The sequence below is a fragment of the Mycobacterium sp. NGS50 genome (assembly GCF_059812545.1).
The window spans coordinates 37,221-53,481 of the sequence record NZ_JCALCW010000037.1 but is presented as its reverse complement, the minus strand read 5'-3'; the positions used below and the strand labels follow the sequence as shown (position 1 = coordinate 53,481).

The window sequence follows — 16,261 nt, the reverse complement described above, 5'->3', positions numbered from 1 at the left end:
GCTTTTCGGAGGCCAGGCTGGTCAGCGAGATGGTGTCCATGGTCAAGTCCTTCCGTTGGCGGATCGGCCGTCAGCTGGATAGTAGGAGTATCCCGGCCGCTAACAAGCTGAACATCTTGATCGCCTCAAGACCCACGTAGTAGTAGTGGCCGTGCGATCGGGGGCCTTCGGCTCCGGCGAGCACGCGATCGGATCGCCGATTCAACCGGGGACGCACCACCACCAATTGAACGGCCAGCGCCGCAACGGCGATCGCGTAGGCGACCAGTGCCGCCGTCGACGGCGGCCGCAGCACGACAGCCACCGCCAGCACCACCGCGAAGACGAGCTCGATGCGGTTCAGCGCCCGAAACACCAGCCGGCCGATACCCAACCCGACCTGCAAGGTCACACCGGGCGCCCGAAACTTCAACGGCGCCTCCAGAAATGAGATCGCCGCGACCATGCCCAGCCAGACGAAGACGACGGCTATCCCGACGCCCTGCGCGGTGCTCACCGGGCGCCTCCCTTCACCATCGACAGGTGGGCCAGGCACAGGTCCGGTTCGACGAACGCGTCGAGTCGATCCACGGCGACCGGGGCCTGCCAGGATTCCAGCGCGCCCTGCATCAGACCCAGATGAATCGGGCAGATCACGTTCCTGCGGGTGTCGGCAAGCTCCAGGAACGGGCAGTGCCGCAGCCCGACCTGCTGCTCCCCGGCGACGTCACGACGTTCCGGCGCGAACCCGAGTTCGTCGAGCAGGTCGACCAGATGGTCGATCGATTCCTCGGCCTCGGCCGGAGCCGACCGGGCATTCGGCGCGTCGAGCCGCTGACCCCAGGCCCGGCCCGCGGCGAGCGCCTTGGTACTGGGATCCTGGTCAGCCGCCAGGCCGATGGACAGAATCTCGGCCAGCAATTGATAACTGCGCGGGCCGCCGGGGTCCATCTGGCGAACCGGACGAAACATCAGCGCGGGCCGCCCGGGGCCCTGGTGATCGCGTTCGGCATGCTCCACCCGGCCTTCACCGAGCAGGGTATCCAGGTGGAAACGGACGGTGTTGGGATGCACACCCAGCGCCTCGGCGACCTGGTTGATGCTCATCGGCGCGGACGCGGCCTTCAACACCCGCAGGACGTCGAGACGACGGCCAGCGGATTCACTGGTTGCCTTGGCGATCTCCATCACCCTTCCTCCGCGTCCCCTCTAGGCAGATTAGCCACCAGCGGGGTGTCGACGCCCAGCGGACCGATTTTGGCGGCACCACCGGGCGATCCCAACGGTTGGTCGCGGCCCGGCAGGGTCTCCGCGAAGAAGGCCGCGTTGTCGGCCTGGTAGGGCTGCAGATCCTCGGGCAGGTCGTCCTCGTAATAGATCGCCTCGACCGGGCAAACCGGTTCGCACGCCCCGCAATCCACGCACTCGTCGGGGTGGATGTACAAGGCACGGCCACCCTCGTAGATGCAGTCCACCGGACATTCCTCCACGCAGGACCGGTCCATCACATCCACACACGGCTTGCCGATCACGTACGTCATGCGTTGGAGTTTACACAAGCTATATTGTAAAAACTAGCAGGTTTGGTTACCCTAAGGACCTACCCTCGGCGGTAGCGGCGACAGACAGGAGCGGCAATGAGCGACGGCGAACTCGATGTGCGGGAACTACGCAAGCCGGACAAACACCCGACGATCTTCGCCCGCTACACCAAATTGGGTGTCGGAGAGTCGTTCGTGCTAGTCAACAACCACGACCCGAAGCACCTGCGCGACGAATTCGACGTCGATCACCCCGGTAGCTACGGCTGGGAGTACCTGGAGCGCGGCCCGGTCTGGCGGATCCGGATCAGCAAGCTGACCGCTACCCCGCTGCCGCGGATTCTGGTGAACACCGCGGCCCTGGCCGAGGCGGAGGCCGACATCACCGGGGCGGCGTGGAAGCTGCAACTGCGGGATCGGGATCTGGACTCCAACCTGATCGCACTGCCGCCCGGCGGCGGTATCGGGGAGCACACCGGCGCCGATGTCGACGTGCTGATCCACGTGCTGGCGGGCAGCGGGGAGCTCACCACCGAGCAGGGGGTGATCGAGTTGCAGCCCGGCGCACTGCTGTGGCTGCCACGGCTGTCCCGGCGACAGCTATCCGCCGGACCGGACGGGTTGCGGTATCTGACCGTGCACCAGCACCGGGAGATCGGCGGGCTGATGCCAACAGTGAGGCAGGCGATCTGATGACCGACACCACGTTGCCGTCCGGCGGTCGCGCCGACGAAGACATGCAGGGCCACTGGATCCTCGCCCGGCTCGGCAAACGCGTGCTGCGCCCCGGCGGCATCGAGCTGACCCACACCCTGCTCGGCCGGGCTCGGCTGACCGACGCCGACGTGTTGGAGTTGGCGCCGGGCCTCGGCCGCACAGCAACCGAGATCCTGGACCACCGCCCGCGCTCGTATGTCGGCGCCGAACAGGACCCCGACGCGGCCCGGCTGGTCGAGGGGATCGTGTCCGGACACGGCGGGAGCGTGCGGGTCGCCGACGCACAGGACACCGGACTGCCCGACGCCAGTCGCGACGTCGTCGTCGGCGAAGCCATGCTGACGATGCAGGGCGCAAAAGCCAAGGGCGCCATCGTCGCCGAGGCGGCGCGGGTGCTGCGTCCGGGTGGCCGCTACGCCATCCACGAACTCGCGTTGACCCCGGATTCGCTGTCCGACGACATCAAGACCGATGTCCAACAGGCGCTGGCCCGCTCGATCAAGGTCAACGCCCGCCCGCTGACGATCGCCGAATGGACGCGGCTGCTGGCCGATCACGGCCTCGTCGTCGACCAGATCGAAACCGCCCCGATGGCGCTGCTGCAGCCCCGGCGGCTGATCTCCGACGAGGGCCTGCTGGGTGCGCTGCGGTTCGCGAAAAACCTGCTCATCCAGCACGACGCCCGACGCCGCGTGCTCACCATGCGCGGAGTCTTCCGCAAATACCGCAGGGAGTTGGCCGCGGTCGCGATCGTCGCGCACAAGCCCTGACGTTCGTTGCACCGAAATTGCACACAGGTACCCGCCTCTCGAACTTCTCGTACCTAGACGCAATCTCGCGGCAGTAGGCGCCCGCCCGTATCGTCGGACCGAACGGTTCACCACGGGAGGAGCGACGAGATGCCCCAGGACTACCAGGATTTCCCGAGTCTTCGATTGGAGCGGGGCGGCCACGGGGTGCTTCATCTGGTCCTGGACGCACCCGGGCTCAACGCGGTCGGTCCGCAGATGCACCGCGACCTGGCCGACGTCTGGCCGGCAATCGACCGCGACGACGAGGTGCGCGCGGTACTCGTGCGTGGTGAGGGTAAGGCGTTTTCGGCCGGCGGCAGCTTCGATCTGATCGACGAGACCATCGGTGACTACGCCGGGCGGATCCGCATCATGCGCGAAGCCCGCGACCTGGTGCTCAACATGGTCAACTTCTCCAAGCCGGTGGTGTCGGCGATCCGCGGCCCGGCCGTGGGGGCCGGCCTGGTGGTGGCGTTGCTGGCCGATATCTCGGTCGCCGGGCGCGGTGCCCGGATCATCGACGGCCACACCAAACTGGGGGTGGCCGCCGGCGATCACGCCGCGATCTGCTGGCCGCTGCTGGTCGGCATGGCCAAAGCCAAGTACTACCTGTTGACCTGCGAGCAGGTGCTCGGCGAGGAGGCCGAACGGATCGGGCTGGTGTCCAAGTGCGTTGACGACGACGAGGTGCTCGACACCGCCACCCAGATCGCGGAGAACCTGGCGCAGGGAGCGCAGCAGGCGATCCGGTGGACCAAGCACAGCCTCAATTACTGGTACCGGATGTTCGCGCCGGCCTTCGAAACGTCGCTGGGGCTGGAGTTCATCGGGTTCGGCGGGCCCGATGTCGTCGAAGGGCTGGCCGCCAACCGGGAGAAGCGACCGCCGCGGTTCACCCCGTGACCGGTCCGTCGAGTTCGTCGAACACCCGCTGGGCGACCCGGAACGCCGAGTTGGCGGCCGGCACACCGCAGTAGACGGCGGACTGCAGCAGCACCTCTTTGATCTCGTCGCGGGATAACCCGTTGCGCAACGCACCCCGCAGGTGCAACGCGAGTTCGTCGTGGTGGCCGCCGGCGACGAGCGCAGTCACCGTGATCATCGACCGGCTGCGCCGGTCCAGGCCGGGGCGTGTCCACACGCCGCCCCAGGCGAATTCGGTGATGAACGCCTGAAACTCGCGGGTGAAGTCGCTGGCCTGCGCCTCCGCGCGCTCGACATGCGCATCGCCGAGCACCTCGCGCCGTACCGCCCGGCCGTCGTCGTAGTGATCCATAGCGGTCCAGCCTGCCCGCCCCGCCGGGCGCGGCCACCGCCGGGTCAAGTAGTACTGGTCAGTACCGCCTCTGCGGTTCTATGGTGGGCGCTGTGACTGAGCTTGTCGATCCCGCTACCAACGCCTCGCCGTGGTCGCCCCGCGAGGCGGAATTGCTGGCCGTGACATTGCGGCTGCTACAGGAGCACGGATACGACCGGTTGACCGTGGACGCGGTCGCGGCGGAGGCCCGCGCCAGCAAGGCCACCGTGTACCGGCGTTGGCCCTCGAAGGCCGAACTGGTGCTGGCCGCGTTCACCGAGGGCATCCGCCAAGTCGCGGTTCCACCCGAAACGGGGACGTTGCGAGGCGATCTGATGCAGCTCGGGGACGTGATACGGCAACAGACCCAGCAACACGCAAGCACGATTCGCGCCGTGCTGGTCGAGGTGTCGCGGAATCCGGCACTCAATGACGCGATGCAGGGTCAGTTCATCCAGCAGCGCAAGGCCCTGCTCCGCCACATCTTCGGGCAGGCTGTCGATCGCGGCGAGATAGCGGCCGAGGCGATCAACGACGAGCTCTGGGATCTGCTGCCCGGCTACCTCATCTTCCGGTCGATCATCCAGGGCCAGCCCCCTACCCGGCAGACCGTCCAACTGCTGGTCGATGACGTCATCATGCCCAGTCTGACGCGCCCCTTGTGACAGTACGGTCCAGTACCGTATTGTGAGGCGATCGGTCCTCGGACGTGTACTGGAGCCCCGGTCGCGCCGGGACGGTCTGTTCACCGGCGTCGAAAGGCTAGCGGGTGCAGAAGTTTTCGGTGATTCGCCTGATACGACGTGGGTGGATGGTGTTGGTCGCGGTGGCCGTCGTCGCGGCGGCGGGCGGCGCTGTCTATCGGCTGCACGGCATCTTCGGCTCGCAGGCCGACGCCTCGGCCGAGGGAGGCATCGCCAACGAGATCAAGCCGTTCAATCCCAAACACATCACCCTTGAGGTCTTCGGCGACCCCGGCGCGGTGGCCACCATCAACTATGTGGACATCAAGGTCGAGCCGAAGCAGATCCTCGACGCTCCGCTGCCCTGGTCGCTGACCATGGTCACCACCCAGCCGGGGGCGTTCACCAACCTCGTTGCCCAGGGCAACGGCAGGTCACTGGGCTGCCGGATCACCGTCGACGACGAGGTCAAAGACGAAAGGGTCGTCGCGCAAGTGAACGCCTACACCTACTGCCTGGTGAAGTCGGCATGACCGACGAAATCACGCGGCGACCCCGGTCGGTACATGCGCTGCGCCGCCTGGCGGTGCCGATCGTGTTGATCTGGATCGGCCTGGCCGCCGTCACCAACATCTTCGTGCCGAACCTCGAGGAGGTCGGCAAGGCCCACAATGTGGCGCAAAGCTCCCCCGATTCGCCCTCGCTGAAGGCGATGCTGCGGATGGGCAAGGTTTTCCAGCAGTTCGACTCCGACAGCGCGGCCATGGTTGTGCTGGAGGGTGAGCAGCCGCTCGGCGACGAGGCGCACCGCTACTACGCCACCCTGGTGCACAACATCGAGCAGGACACCACCCATGTTCAGCATGTCGAGGACTTCTGGGGAGACCCGCTGACCGCGGCAGGTTCGCAAAGCAACGACGGCAAAGCCGCCTACGTCCAGGTGTATCTGGCCGGCAACCAGGGTGAGGCGGAGTCCATCGCGTCGGTGGATGCGCTGCGCCACATCGTGGAGAACACGCCACCGCCACAGGGAATCAAGGCCTACGTCAGTGGCGCGGCACCGCTGATCACCGATCAGTTCGAAGTCGGCAGCGAAGGCATTCTGAAGGTCACCCTGGTCACGCTGGTGGTGATCCTGCTGATGTTGTTCTCCGTCTATCGATCGGCGTTCACCACGATCATGACGCTGGTCGTCGTGCTGGTCGAGTTGGCCGCGGCACGCGGAATCGTTGCGTTTCTGGCGAACTCCGGGTTGATCGGGCTGTCGACCTATTCGACGAATCTGCTGACCCTGCTGGTGATTGCGGCGGGCACCGACTATGCGATCTTCTTCCTCGGCCGCTATCACGAGGCCCGGCTCGCCGGGGAGGACCCCGAAACCGCCTTCTACACCATGTATCACGGGACGTCCCATGTGATCTTGGGGTCCGGGCTGACGGTGGCCGGGGCGGTGTTCTGCCTGCAATTCACCCGACTGCCGTACTTCCAGAGCCTGGGAATTCCCGCCGCGTCCGGAATTCTGGTCGCGCTGGTGGCCGCACTGACCCTGACGCCCGCGGTGATCACCATCGGTAGTCGTTTCGGCCGATTCGAGCCCAAGCGCGCGATGCGCACCCGGGGGTGGCGGCGGGTGGGCACCGCGATCGTCCGCTGGCCGGGCCCGGTCCTGGTGGCGACGTGTGCGGTCGCCGCGATCGGCCTGCTCGCCCTGCCCGGCTACCAGACGAGCTACGACGCGCGGGAGTACATGCCCGCCACCTCCCCGGCCAACATCGGATACGAAGCGGCGGACCGGCACTTCTCACAGGCCCGGCTCAACCCCGAGCTGCTGATGGTCGAGGCCGATCACGACATGCGCAATCCGGCCGACATGCTGGTGATCGATCGGATCGCCCGCGCCGTCTTCCATTTGCCCGGGATATCCCAGGTGCAGGCGATGACGCGGCCGCTGGGAACGCCGATCGAGCACACCTCGATACCGTTTCAGATCAGCGCCGGCAACATCGGCAACGTCGAGAACCTGACCTATCAGAAGAATCGGGCCGACGATCTGCTGGTCCAGGCCGGCGAGCTGCGCAAGACCATCGACATCCTCAATCAGCAACTCGCCCTGCAGCAGCAGCTCGCCGGCGCCACCCACGACGAGACGCAGAGCTTCCACAACACGATCGACACCATCACCCAATTGCGGGACAGGATCGCGAACTTCGACGACTTCTTCCGGCCGGTGCGCAACTACTTCTACTGGGAACCGCACTGCTACGACATCCCGGTGTGCTTCGCGTTCCGGTCCGTCTTCGACACCATCGACGGCATCGACCAACTCACCGAACAGTTCCAGAACCTGACCGCCAGTCTGGACAAGCTCGATGCCATCCAACCGCGGCTGGTGTCGCTGCTGCCCGAACAGATCGCCAGCCAGCAGAAGAATCTGGACCTGGTGCTGTCCAACTACGCCACCAACTCCGGGATCAACGCTCAGGCCCGGGCCATGACCGACAACCCGACCGCGCTGGGACAGGCGTTTGACGCCGCCAAGATCGACGACTCGTTCTACATGCCGCCGGAAGCGTTCGACAACCCCGAATTCAAGCGCGGCATGAAGCTGTTCTTCTCCCCCGACGGCAAGGCCACCCGGATGATCATCTCCCATGACGTGGATCCGGCCACCCCCGAAGGTATCTCGAGCATCGACCCGATCCGCAACGCTGCCCGTGACGCGGTCAAGGGCACCATCTTGTCCGGTGCCAAGCTCTATCTGGCCGGCACCGGCGCCACCTACAAGGACATTCAGGACGGCGCCAAGTACGACCTGATGATCGCCGGGATCGCCGCGCTGAGCCTGATTCTGCTGATCATGATGATCATCACGCGCAGTCTGGTTGCCGCACTGGTCATCGTCGGGACGGTGGCGCTGTCGCTGGGCGCCTCATTCGGGTTGTCGGTGCTGGTCTGGCAGGACCTGCTCGGCATCAAGCTGTACTGGATCGTGCTGGCGCTGTCGGTCATCATCCTGTTGGCGGTGGGTTCCGACTACAACCTGCTGTTGATCTCACGGTTCAAGGAGGAGATCGACGCCGGGTTGAAGACCGGCATCATCCGGGCGATGGCCGGTAGCGGCGCGGTGGTCACCTCGGCCGGTCTGGTGTTCGCCGCCACCATGTGCGCGTTCGTGGTCAGCGATTTGCGCATCCTGGGCCAGGTCGGCACCACGATCGGGCTGGGACTGCTGTTCGACACGCTGATCGTGCGGTCGTTCATGACGCCGTCGATCGCGGCGCTGCTCGGCCGCTGGTTCTGGTGGCCGCAGGTGGTGCGTCCCCGTCCGGCCAGCCAGATGCTGCGCCCGTTCGGGCCGCGGCGCCTGGTCCGGGAACTGCTGCTGGCGGAACCTGAACCCAACCGGCGGTGACGGCGGGACGACTACCGGGCAGAGCCAGGCAGAGCCCGGTCTAGCGCGATGCGGCGGCCGCGCGTCCCGTTGTGACCACCCGCCGCGCCCGCTCCAGCGTCTCGTCGATCAACACGTCCGTCACACCGGAATAGGTTGGTGACGGCGGCTTTCCGACGAATTCGGCGATCGCGCGCTGTTCGCCGAGCGCCTCAGCGCTGGCCAGGTTCTGCGCCATGCGCTCGGGGTGCACCTGCAGGCCGGCCACCAGTTCTCGGCATTGCGAGCCGGCGACGACGCTGCGCCGGGCCAAGATTCGCAGGGTGTCCCACTCGACGTGCCAGGCGCCGTCGGGGCGTTCGTCGTTGGCCAGTGCGGCGGCGGTGTGCAGGGCGGCCGCCAGCGGTGGCGCGGCGATGGCCGCCCGCCGGATCAGGATGGACAGTATCGGGTTGTGCTTGTCGGGGATGGTCGACGACCCGCCCCTGTTGCCCGACTCGCTGAGTTCGCCGATCTCCGGGCGGGCCAGGGTGACCACATCGGAGGCGATATGCCCCCAGGCGTCGGTGCAGCCCAGCAGTGCGTCGGCCGCGGCCGTCACCGGGGTGCGCGTGGTGTGCCAGGGGCGCCGCTCCGGCAATCCCAGGATTCCCGCGGTGTGGCGCACTATCTGCTGGGTGACCTCGGCGGCATCACCGGGGCACCCGCGCAGGGCGGCCAATTCCGTTATTGCCGCACGTGTTCCGACCGCGCCGCCGATCTGGACGGGAGTCTCCAGCGCGGCCAGTCGTTCGTGGGCGTCGATGACACCGTCGAGCCAGCCGGCCGCCTTGGCCCCGAACGTCGTGGGCGCCGCATATTGGGTCAGGGTGCGCGCCACCATCGGAGTCCCGCGGTGCGCGCCAATCAGTGCCGACAGCGCCGAAACCTGCTCGGCCAGCTGTGATATCAGCGTCACCACCACTGTGCGCAGCGTGGTCATCAGGGCGGTGTCGAGAACGTCCTGACTGGTCAGACCGCGGTGGATCCAGCCGCTCACGTCGGGTGTCGCGCGCTCGCGCAGCAGTGCGACCAACCCGATCACCGGGTTGCCGCCGTCTTCCGCGATCTGCGCCAGCAGGTCGCCGTCGCCCGGACCGATCAGCGGCCTCAGGTCGGCGCCCGCGCATCCCGGCGGCGCCACGCCGGCGTCGGCCAGCGCCGTCAGCCAGGCGGATTCGACCGCGACCATCGTCTCGAGCAGCGTCGCATCGGTCATCAAATCTGCGGCGCGCTGTTCGCCCGGCCACAGCAGGTTGTTCATCACGCCTCCCTGGCAAAAGCCAAAAACACCGTCTCGTCCGGTCCTTGCAGGTGGATGTCGAAGCGGTAGCCGGCCGGATCGTCGATGCAGATCAGGGTTTCACGTCGATCCGGAGCCAGGTCACCCAGCAGATCGTCCGATGCGCCCGGCAGGTAGGCGCGGGTGAACAGTACGTCCAGCAGTCCCCGCGCGAAGACCGCCAATGCGAAGAACGCCGGCCGACGGCCCGGTGCCAGCGTGGTGAACGAGTAGCGTCCGTCGATGTCCGTGGCGCATCTCCCCCAGCCGGTGAAGGCGCCGCCGCGGTGCAGCGATCCCTTCTGCTGCACGATGTTTCCGCTGGGGTCGGGCTGCCACAGTTCGACCAGGGCGTCGGGAACGCCGACCCCGGCCCCGTCGTACACCGTTCCGTGCAGCCGGATCGCACCGGGATCCGAGGCACCGACCAGGCTGCTGGCATCGGGATAGGGCAGCGCGCAGTGGAAGAACGGGCCGACCGTCTGACCCGGGCTGGCGTGATCAGACATGCCGATCCCCCGGGTCGGGCCAGGTCCGTCGGCTTCCGGACAGCACGATGTCCCAGCGGTAGCCGGTGGCGTACTCGGGCTCGGTCACGCCGTGGTCGTATCCGGCGATCAGCCGGGCGCGGGCGGCAGGGTCGATGATCGATTGGCAGATCGGGTCCAGTCCGATCAGCGGATCGCCCGGAAAGTACATCTGGGTGACCAGGCGCTGGGTGAATGCGGTCCCGAAGATCGAGAAATGGATGTGCGCCGGGCGCCAGGCGTTGCCGTGGTTACGCCATGGGTAGGGCCCGGGCTTGATGGTGACGAACCGGTAGCTGCCGTCCGACGCGGTCAGGCACCGTCCCGTGCCGGTGAAGTTCGGGTCGATCGGCGCCGGGTGTTGGTCGCGTTCGTGCCGGTAGCGCCCGGCGGCGTTGGCCTGCCAGACCTCCACCAGCTGGCCGGCGACCGGCCGGCCGGCGCCGTCGAGGATCCGCCCGGTCACGATGATGCGCTCCCCGATCGGTTCACCGGCATGCCCGGCGGTCAGGTCGGCGTCCCGCGGTTCGACGTCGCCGTCTCCGAAACACGGCCCGTACCGCTCGATCTCCTCCGGATCGACCGATACCAGCGGCGATTCGGGATGACGCAGGCGGCTGCTGCGGTACGGCGGGTAGTTCAGCCGCGACTGTGTCCTGGCGCGATCCACGTGGTGCAGCGCGGAGATGTGGGCGATCTCCGCGCTGATCTCACGCTGGGACGCCGCCGGATCCGGTGCAACCATACGGCTGACGCTAGCCCTGGTAGACCGTCGAGACCCAGGGTTGCGTGCAGAATCGCCGCTGCGCGGTGTCCGGGTCGACGCCGGCAGCCCGCAGTGTGGCGCTCTGGTCACCGGCGCTCAGCGCGCACAGGGTGTTGCCGTTGCGCACCCGGTCCCGCGTACGCGGGGCGTCCCCGGCGACCTCGACATCCAGTCCGGCCACGGTGGTCAGCTTGTCGTCCACCCATCGATACAGCGAGACCACCCCCGATACCGCGCTGGAGTGTGCGTAGAGGCCGAAGAAACCTTCCGGGGTCTGATAGAAACGCCGCTGCCCGAACATCTCACCGGCGCGGACGAATTGCTGCGAGCTCTTGGCCAGGCGCCACACCGCCATCGGCTCGCCGCCGGTGCCACCGCGGTCGGTGACCACCAGCAGTTCGGGTGTGCCGTCCCGGTCGATGTCGGCCAACAGCGGCAACACACCGGTCTGGCCGATGGCTTCGGAGGATTCCCGAAATCTCTGCGTGGACACCCCATCGCTCCACCGGGTGAACGACCAGGCCGGGTCGCTCGATACCTCCAGGGCCGTGTCGGTCGTGGGCCGCAGCTGGCAACGGATGTGCTGCTCCGCCAGGTCTTGGCCGTAGTCGAGGCTGACCGTGTTGCAATCCGGGGCCGTCGGGTCAGCGGCGGCAGGCCCGGCCATCATTGCCAGCAACGCGATCGAAACCGCAGCGCAGCGACCGAACATTCAACCCCCTCCGTCGTTGCTGGTGGCTATCGATTATCTCGTGCTCGGGTGCACCCTGTGGGTCGGTTGACCACATCACCGCCGTCGGGCATTCTCTAATCATCAGAGTATTGTTCTGCTTAGCAGATAATTGGAGCTTGCGTGACCAACCTCGATCGCGTCCTCGCCGACGTTCGGCGCGGGATGATCCCGGCCCACATCTACAACGACGCCGAGATCTTTGCGCTGGAAAAGGAGCGGTTGTTCAGCCGGGCGTGGATGTTCGTGGCCCACGAATCCGAGATCCCGTCCGACGGCGACTACGTCGTGCGCCGGGTCCTCGACGATTCATTCATCCTGACCCGCGGCGCGGACGGCTCTGTGCGCGGCTTGTTTAACATGTGCCTGCACCGCGGGATGCAGGTGTGCCGCGCCGAGATGGGCAACGCCTCCAACTTCCGGTGCCCCTACCACGGCTGGACGTATCGCAACGACGGTCGCCTGGTGGGCTTGCCGTTTCACCGTGAGGCCTACGGCGGTGAGGACGGATTCGCCAAGGACGGCCAGGCGCTGCTGCCGGCGCCGAACCTGGACAGCTACAACGGGCTGATCTTCATCAGCCTGGATCCCAACGCCCCGCCGCTGGCCGAGTACCTCGGCGACTTCCGGTTCTATCTGGACTACTACACCAAGCAAAGCCACACCGGCCTGGATGTCCGCGGTCCTCAGCGTTGGCGGATCAAGGCCAACTGGAAGATCGGCGCGGAGAATTTCGCCGGCGACATGTACCACACCCCGCACACGCATACCTCGGTCGTCGAGATCGGCTTGTTCCGAGAACCAAAGGCGCACAAGCGTAAAGATGGCGCCACCTACTGGGCCGGGCGAGGCGGCGGGACCACTTACAAGCTGCCGGACGGTACCTTCGAGGAGCGGATGCGCTACGTGGGGTATCCCGACGACATGATCGCCAGGGCCGGTGAACTGTGGTCTCCCGAACAGCAACGCATGGTCGGTGAGGACGGGTTCATGGTGTCGGCGGCATCCTGCTTTCCCAACCTGAGTTTCGTGCACAACTGGCCCAAGGTCGACGACGGTCCCAGTAGCGACGCCGTGCTCCCCTTCATTTCGATCCGGTTGTGGCAGCCGATCAGCGCCAACGAGACCGAGGTGTGCTCATGGTTCGCGGTCGACGCCGACGCCCCCGACGAGTTCAAACGCAAGTCCTACCAGGCCTATTTGATGTGCTTCGGGTCAACCGGGATGTTCGAGCAGGACGATGTGGAGAACTGGGTGTCGCTGACCAACACGGCCGGTGGAACCATGGCGCGCCGGTTGCTGCTCAACAGCCGGATGGGGCTGCTGCACGACGACAGTCCCGTGGTGGACACGTTGTCCCCGCAGGCATTTCACGGCCCGGGACGCGCCCAGGTCGGTTACAACGAACACAACCAGCGCGCCCTGCTGCGGCTGTGGGCCGATCACCTGGAGACGCCGTGAAGCCCTTGCCCTGCTTGCCTTTCAGCGACACCCGACACCTTGAGGCGCACCAGTTCCTGGTCGACGAAGCCTATCTGTTGGACGCGCAGGACTACGAGGACTGGCTGGACACGTTGACCGAGGACATCCGCTACCTCATGCCGGTGCGCGTCACCACTGCGCTGGGCGCCGGTTTCGACACCTCGCCCGGGATGGCACATTTCGACGAGAACAAGTATGCGCTGCAGCGCCGGGTGGCCCGGTTCCGCACCGAGCACGCCTGGACGGAGGACCCGCCGTCGCGGCTGCGGCATTTCATCACCAACGTGCGCACGTTCGCCGACGGTGGTCCCGACCAGCTGAGCGTGCAGTCCGCCGAGTTGCTGTTCCGCAGCCGCGGCGACGTCAACGAAGCGGCGCTGGTGTCGTGCGGCCGCGACGATGTGCTGCGTCGCGAGGACGGGCGGTGGAAGTTGGCCGGCCGGACCATCACCGTCGACGAGTCGGTGCTGCGGATGCAAAACCTGGCGGTGTTCCTGTGAACGACCACGACCTGACGATCGCCAACGAGTTCACCGAAGTGGTGGTGCGCCGGGTGGATACTCGTAACGGATCGCGGCTGCTGATCATCGCACCCAAGTCGGGGCGGTCGATCAGCCTGGACGCTCTGGAGGTCGAGGCGTTGACGTGGCAGAACGCCCGCACGTTGGCGGCGATGGTCGGTGCCGTCAACGCTCCCCTTTTGCCGGACGACGCGGCGTGACCGGCTGGCTGGCGGGTAAGCGGGCCCTGCTGGTCGGCGCCGGGTCCGGCATCGGGCGTGCCGTGGTCGACGCCTTCCTCAACGAGGGCGCCGACATCGCTGTGCTGGAACGTGATCCGGACAAATGTGCGGCATTGCGCGAGGACGCTCCCGGTGTGGCGGTGGTGCAGGGCGACGCCACGACCCGCGACGCCAATCAGACGGCGGTGGCCGCTGCAATCGATGCGTTCGGCGGACTCGACACGCTGGTGCACTGCGTCGGCGTCTTCGACTTCTACCGGGGCGTCGCCGATATCGACGCCGCCGATCTGCCGGCGGCGTTCGACGAGATGTTTCACACCAACGTGCTCAGCGCCCTGCTGTCCGTGCAGGCCGCCCTGCCGGCGCTGCGGAACCAGGCCGGATCCTCGATCGTGTTGACCGAGTCGACCTCGTCGTTTCATCCCGGCCGCGGCGGGGCGCTGTATGTCGCGTCGAAGTTCGCGGTGCGGGGGCTGGTGGCCACGCTGGCACACGAACTGGCCCCGGCGATCCGGGTCAACGGTGTTGCGCCGGGCGGCACGCTGAACACCGACCTGCGCGGCCTGAACAGCCTCGGCCTGCGCGACACCCGACTCGACGACACCCCCGACCGGGCCGCCGACCTGGCCGCCCGTACCCCGTTGCAGGTCGCCCTGTCGGGGGCCGACCATGCCTGGAGTTACGTGTTTCTCGCCTCGGACCGATCCCGTGGCATCACCGGCGACACCATTCATCCCGACGGGGGTGTGCATGGCGTTCGATGACGAGCGTGAGTTGCTGGCTGTGGCGTGCCGGGTGGCGGCGAATCGCGGGCTTGTCGACGGCATGTTAGGACACCTGAGTCTGCGGATCGACGACGACCGGCTGCTGATCCGCTGCCGCAGCGACGCCGACACCGGGGTGGCCTTCACCCGGGCCTCCGACATCCGGCTGGTCGGATTCGACGGATCGCCGGGCGCGGCCGGCGAACTCGACGGCTACCGGGTCCCCAACGAACTACCGATCCACAGCGAAACCCTGCGGTCCGCACCCGAGTACCGGGCCGTCGCCCACCTGCACCCGCCGTCCGTCGTCGCCGCCGATCTGGCCGGCATCACGCTGCGACCCTGCTACGGAGCGTTCGACATTCCCGGCGCCTGGCTGGCCCGCGGCGGCGTGCCGGTATACGAGCGCGCGGTGCTGATCCATAACCGCGACTTGGGGCAACAGATGGTCGCCGCCATGGATGGACGACCCGTCCTGATCTGTCGAGGACACGGAATCGTCAGTGCCGCCGCAAGTGTGCAGCAAGCTGTGCTGCAGGCGATCGGCTTAGACCGATTAGCACGGATGTCCCTGGCGGTGCGAGCCGCCGGCGGAACGCTGCGCGAGATCGACGAGGCGGATTGGGCGGACCTACCGGATCTGGGTGTCGGATTCGCCGTCGATGCGGCATGGCGCCACGAAGTGGCCCGGCTTGGTCAGGCGAGCTGATCGGCTATCTCGGCGGCGGATTCGGTCAACTCCGCGGCCACCCGCGGGTAGTCCGCCTCGGCCAGTCGGTGCAGCGGAGCCGCGGCGTTCAGGGCCAGCCGCAGCCCTGGTGCCCGCGTCGGGACCGCGACAGCGACCGAGGCGACGCCTTCTTCGCTTTCCTCCCGGTTGGTGGCATACCCGCGGTTGCGGATCAGCGAAAGCTGCTCCAACAGTTGTGTTCTACGGGCGATCGAGTGCTCGGTGACCTTCTGAAGCTGCTCAGCGGGCAGGAGCCGGTCCAGCTCCGGTTCGGTCAACTGAGCCAGCATCGCCTTGCCGGTCGAGGTGCAGTGCGCCGGCATACTGCGACCCAACCGGGACGCGACACGCACGGCCGCCGGTCCCTCGACCGCGGCGACAAAGCGCACGTTGGAGCCGTCGAGCACACCGAGGTGCACGGTCTCCCGCAACCGTTCGCTGAGCTCGCGCAGCACCGGACCGGCCACCCGCGGAATGTCGAGGCGACCGAACACCGCGAACGCCACACCCGTCAGGGCGGGTCCGGGTCGGTAGACCTTCGACGCCGGGTCTTGGCGGACGAAGCCACGGTAGGCCAGCATCGCCAACAGCCGGTGCGCCGTCGATGACGCCACCCCCAGATACCGGGTGGCGTCGGTCAACCGGATCTCGGGTTGGTCGCCCAGCAGCAACAGCAACTTCAACGCGTTGTCGACCGATTCGATCGGGTACTGCGGCGGCGAGCCTTCCAGACCCTTTTTCTGCATAGCAGAGAGGCTACGCGGTGGTCCTGTGGATGAACTTCCAACTGTCAATAACTG

20 protein-coding genes are annotated in these 16,261 nt (G+C 66.9%); 11 read left to right on the top strand and 9 right to left on the bottom strand.

Features of this window, described 5'->3' with window-relative positions:
• Positions 1–70 precede the first annotated feature (70 nt).
• The 3 genes from AC5Y36_RS21795 to fdxA are packed head-to-tail and all read right to left on the bottom strand — an operon-like array spanning position 71 to position 1,520.
• Positions 71–496, bottom strand: coding sequence for a hypothetical protein (locus AC5Y36_RS21795; RefSeq protein WP_500043041.1), 426 nt, complete (start codon positions 494–496; stop codon positions 71–73).
• A complete protein-coding gene (locus tag AC5Y36_RS21790) occupies positions 493–1,167 on the bottom strand; it encodes a helix-turn-helix transcriptional regulator (RefSeq protein WP_500043040.1) in 675 nt (224 codons plus the stop codon). The genes AC5Y36_RS21795 and AC5Y36_RS21790 overlap by 4 nt, the downstream gene beginning before the upstream one ends.
• On the bottom strand, positions 1,167–1,520 hold the full coding sequence (gene fdxA / locus AC5Y36_RS21785) for a ferredoxin (RefSeq protein WP_500043039.1): 354 nt from the start codon (positions 1,518–1,520) through the stop codon (positions 1,167–1,169). The genes AC5Y36_RS21790 and fdxA overlap by 1 nt, the downstream gene beginning before the upstream one ends.
• A 96-nt stretch (positions 1,521–1,616) precedes the next feature.
• Here fdxA and AC5Y36_RS21780 point away from each other — a divergent pair, with 96 nt between their 5' ends.
• The 3 genes from AC5Y36_RS21780 (at position 1,617) to AC5Y36_RS21770 (ending at position 3,931) form a co-directional block, all read left to right on the top strand.
• Positions 1,617–2,213 (top strand): DUF2249 domain-containing protein, encoded by a 597-nt coding sequence (locus AC5Y36_RS21780; RefSeq protein ID WP_500043038.1) that lies wholly within the window; start codon positions 1,617–1,619, stop codon positions 2,211–2,213.
• Positions 2,213–3,007: a class I SAM-dependent methyltransferase gene (locus AC5Y36_RS21775; protein ID WP_500043037.1), complete on the top strand. Its 795-nt coding sequence runs from the start codon at positions 2,213–2,215 to the stop codon at positions 3,005–3,007. The genes AC5Y36_RS21780 and AC5Y36_RS21775 overlap by 1 nt, the downstream gene beginning before the upstream one ends.
• A 129-nt stretch (positions 3,008–3,136) precedes the next feature.
• Positions 3,137–3,931 carry an enoyl-CoA hydratase/isomerase family protein gene (locus AC5Y36_RS21770; protein ID WP_500043036.1) on the top strand — a complete coding sequence of 265 codons (795 nt, stop codon included), beginning with the start codon at positions 3,137–3,139 and terminating at the stop codon, positions 3,929–3,931.
• Here the strand turns inward: AC5Y36_RS21770 and pcaC are convergent.
• The gene (pcaC, locus tag AC5Y36_RS21765) at positions 3,921–4,304 is read right to left on the bottom strand and encodes a 4-carboxymuconolactone decarboxylase (protein ID WP_500043035.1); all 384 of its coding nucleotides are present in this window, start codon (positions 4,302–4,304) and stop codon (positions 3,921–3,923) included. The two genes, AC5Y36_RS21770 and pcaC, sit on opposite strands and share 11 nt — an antisense overlap.
• Positions 4,305–4,384: 80 nt before the next feature.
• On the opposite strand from pcaC, the gene AC5Y36_RS21760 reads away from it, so the two are divergent.
• From AC5Y36_RS21760 to AC5Y36_RS21750, 3 genes are all read left to right on the top strand, one after another.
• Entirely contained in the window at positions 4,385–4,990 is a 606-nt protein-coding gene (locus AC5Y36_RS21760; RefSeq protein WP_500043034.1) for a TetR/AcrR family transcriptional regulator, read from the top strand.
• A gap of 146 nt (positions 4,991–5,136) precedes the next feature.
• Positions 5,137–5,541 carry an MmpS family transport accessory protein gene (locus AC5Y36_RS21755; RefSeq protein WP_500043033.1) on the top strand — a complete coding sequence of 135 codons (405 nt, stop codon included), beginning with the start codon at positions 5,137–5,139 and terminating at the stop codon, positions 5,539–5,541.
• Positions 5,538–8,420: an MMPL/RND family transporter gene (locus AC5Y36_RS21750; RefSeq protein ID WP_500043032.1), complete on the top strand. Its 2,883-nt coding sequence runs from the start codon at positions 5,538–5,540 to the stop codon at positions 8,418–8,420. Before AC5Y36_RS21755 ends, AC5Y36_RS21750 begins: the two co-directional genes overlap by 4 nt.
• 40 nt (positions 8,421–8,460) lie before the next feature.
• On the opposite strand, the gene AC5Y36_RS21745 is transcribed toward AC5Y36_RS21750, so the two are convergent.
• From AC5Y36_RS21745 to AC5Y36_RS21730, 4 genes are read right to left on the bottom strand one after another with little or no spacing between them, the layout of a single operon-like run.
• Positions 8,461–9,702: a lyase family protein gene (locus AC5Y36_RS21745; protein WP_500043031.1), complete on the bottom strand. Its 1,242-nt coding sequence runs from the start codon at positions 9,700–9,702 to the stop codon at positions 8,461–8,463.
• Entirely contained in the window at positions 9,702–10,229 is a 528-nt protein-coding gene (gene pcaG, locus AC5Y36_RS21740; protein ID WP_500043030.1) for a protocatechuate 3,4-dioxygenase subunit alpha, read from the bottom strand. Before pcaG ends, AC5Y36_RS21745 begins: the two co-directional genes overlap by 1 nt.
• On the bottom strand, positions 10,222–10,992 hold the full coding sequence (gene pcaH / locus AC5Y36_RS21735) for a protocatechuate 3,4-dioxygenase subunit beta (protein ID WP_500043029.1): 771 nt from the start codon (positions 10,990–10,992) through the stop codon (positions 10,222–10,224). Before pcaH ends, pcaG begins: the two co-directional genes overlap by 8 nt.
• Before the next feature lie 10 nt (positions 10,993–11,002).
• Positions 11,003–11,725, bottom strand: a complete 723-nt coding sequence (locus tag AC5Y36_RS21730; RefSeq protein WP_500043028.1) for a hypothetical protein — start codon at positions 11,723–11,725, stop codon at positions 11,003–11,005.
• Positions 11,726–11,908: 183 nt separating this feature from the next.
• Here AC5Y36_RS21730 and AC5Y36_RS21725 point away from each other — a divergent pair, with 183 nt between their 5' ends.
• Genes AC5Y36_RS21725 through phtC form a run of 5 tightly spaced genes read left to right on the top strand, consistent with a single transcriptional unit; the run spans position 11,909 to position 15,440 of the window.
• The gene (locus tag AC5Y36_RS21725; protein ID WP_500043046.1) at positions 11,909–13,204 is read left to right on the top strand and encodes a Rieske 2Fe-2S domain-containing protein; all 1,296 of its coding nucleotides are present in this window, start codon (positions 11,909–11,911) and stop codon (positions 13,202–13,204) included.
• A complete protein-coding gene (locus AC5Y36_RS21720; RefSeq protein WP_500043027.1) occupies positions 13,201–13,725 on the top strand; it encodes a 3-phenylpropionate/cinnamic acid dioxygenase subunit beta in 525 nt (174 codons plus the stop codon). The genes AC5Y36_RS21725 and AC5Y36_RS21720 overlap by 4 nt, the downstream gene beginning before the upstream one ends.
• A complete protein-coding gene (locus AC5Y36_RS21715) occupies positions 13,722–13,946 on the top strand; it encodes a dihydrodiol dehydrogenase (RefSeq protein ID WP_500043026.1) in 225 nt (74 codons plus the stop codon). The genes AC5Y36_RS21720 and AC5Y36_RS21715 overlap by 4 nt, the downstream gene beginning before the upstream one ends.
• On the top strand, positions 13,943–14,731 hold the full coding sequence (gene hcaB / locus AC5Y36_RS21710; RefSeq protein ID WP_500043025.1) for a 3-(cis-5,6-dihydroxycyclohexa-1,3-dien-1-yl)propanoate dehydrogenase: 789 nt from the start codon (positions 13,943–13,945) through the stop codon (positions 14,729–14,731). The genes AC5Y36_RS21715 and hcaB overlap by 4 nt, the downstream gene beginning before the upstream one ends.
• The gene (phtC, locus tag AC5Y36_RS21705) at positions 14,718–15,440 is read left to right on the top strand and encodes a 3,4-dihydroxyphthalate decarboxylase (RefSeq protein WP_500043024.1); all 723 of its coding nucleotides are present in this window, start codon (positions 14,718–14,720) and stop codon (positions 15,438–15,440) included. The genes hcaB and phtC overlap by 14 nt, the downstream gene beginning before the upstream one ends.
• Here the strand turns inward: phtC and AC5Y36_RS21700 are convergent.
• Positions 15,428–16,207, bottom strand: a complete 780-nt coding sequence (locus AC5Y36_RS21700; protein WP_500043023.1) for an IclR family transcriptional regulator — start codon at positions 16,205–16,207, stop codon at positions 15,428–15,430. The genes phtC and AC5Y36_RS21700 overlap by 13 nt on opposite strands.
• Between the last annotated feature and the right edge of the window lie 54 nt (positions 16,208–16,261).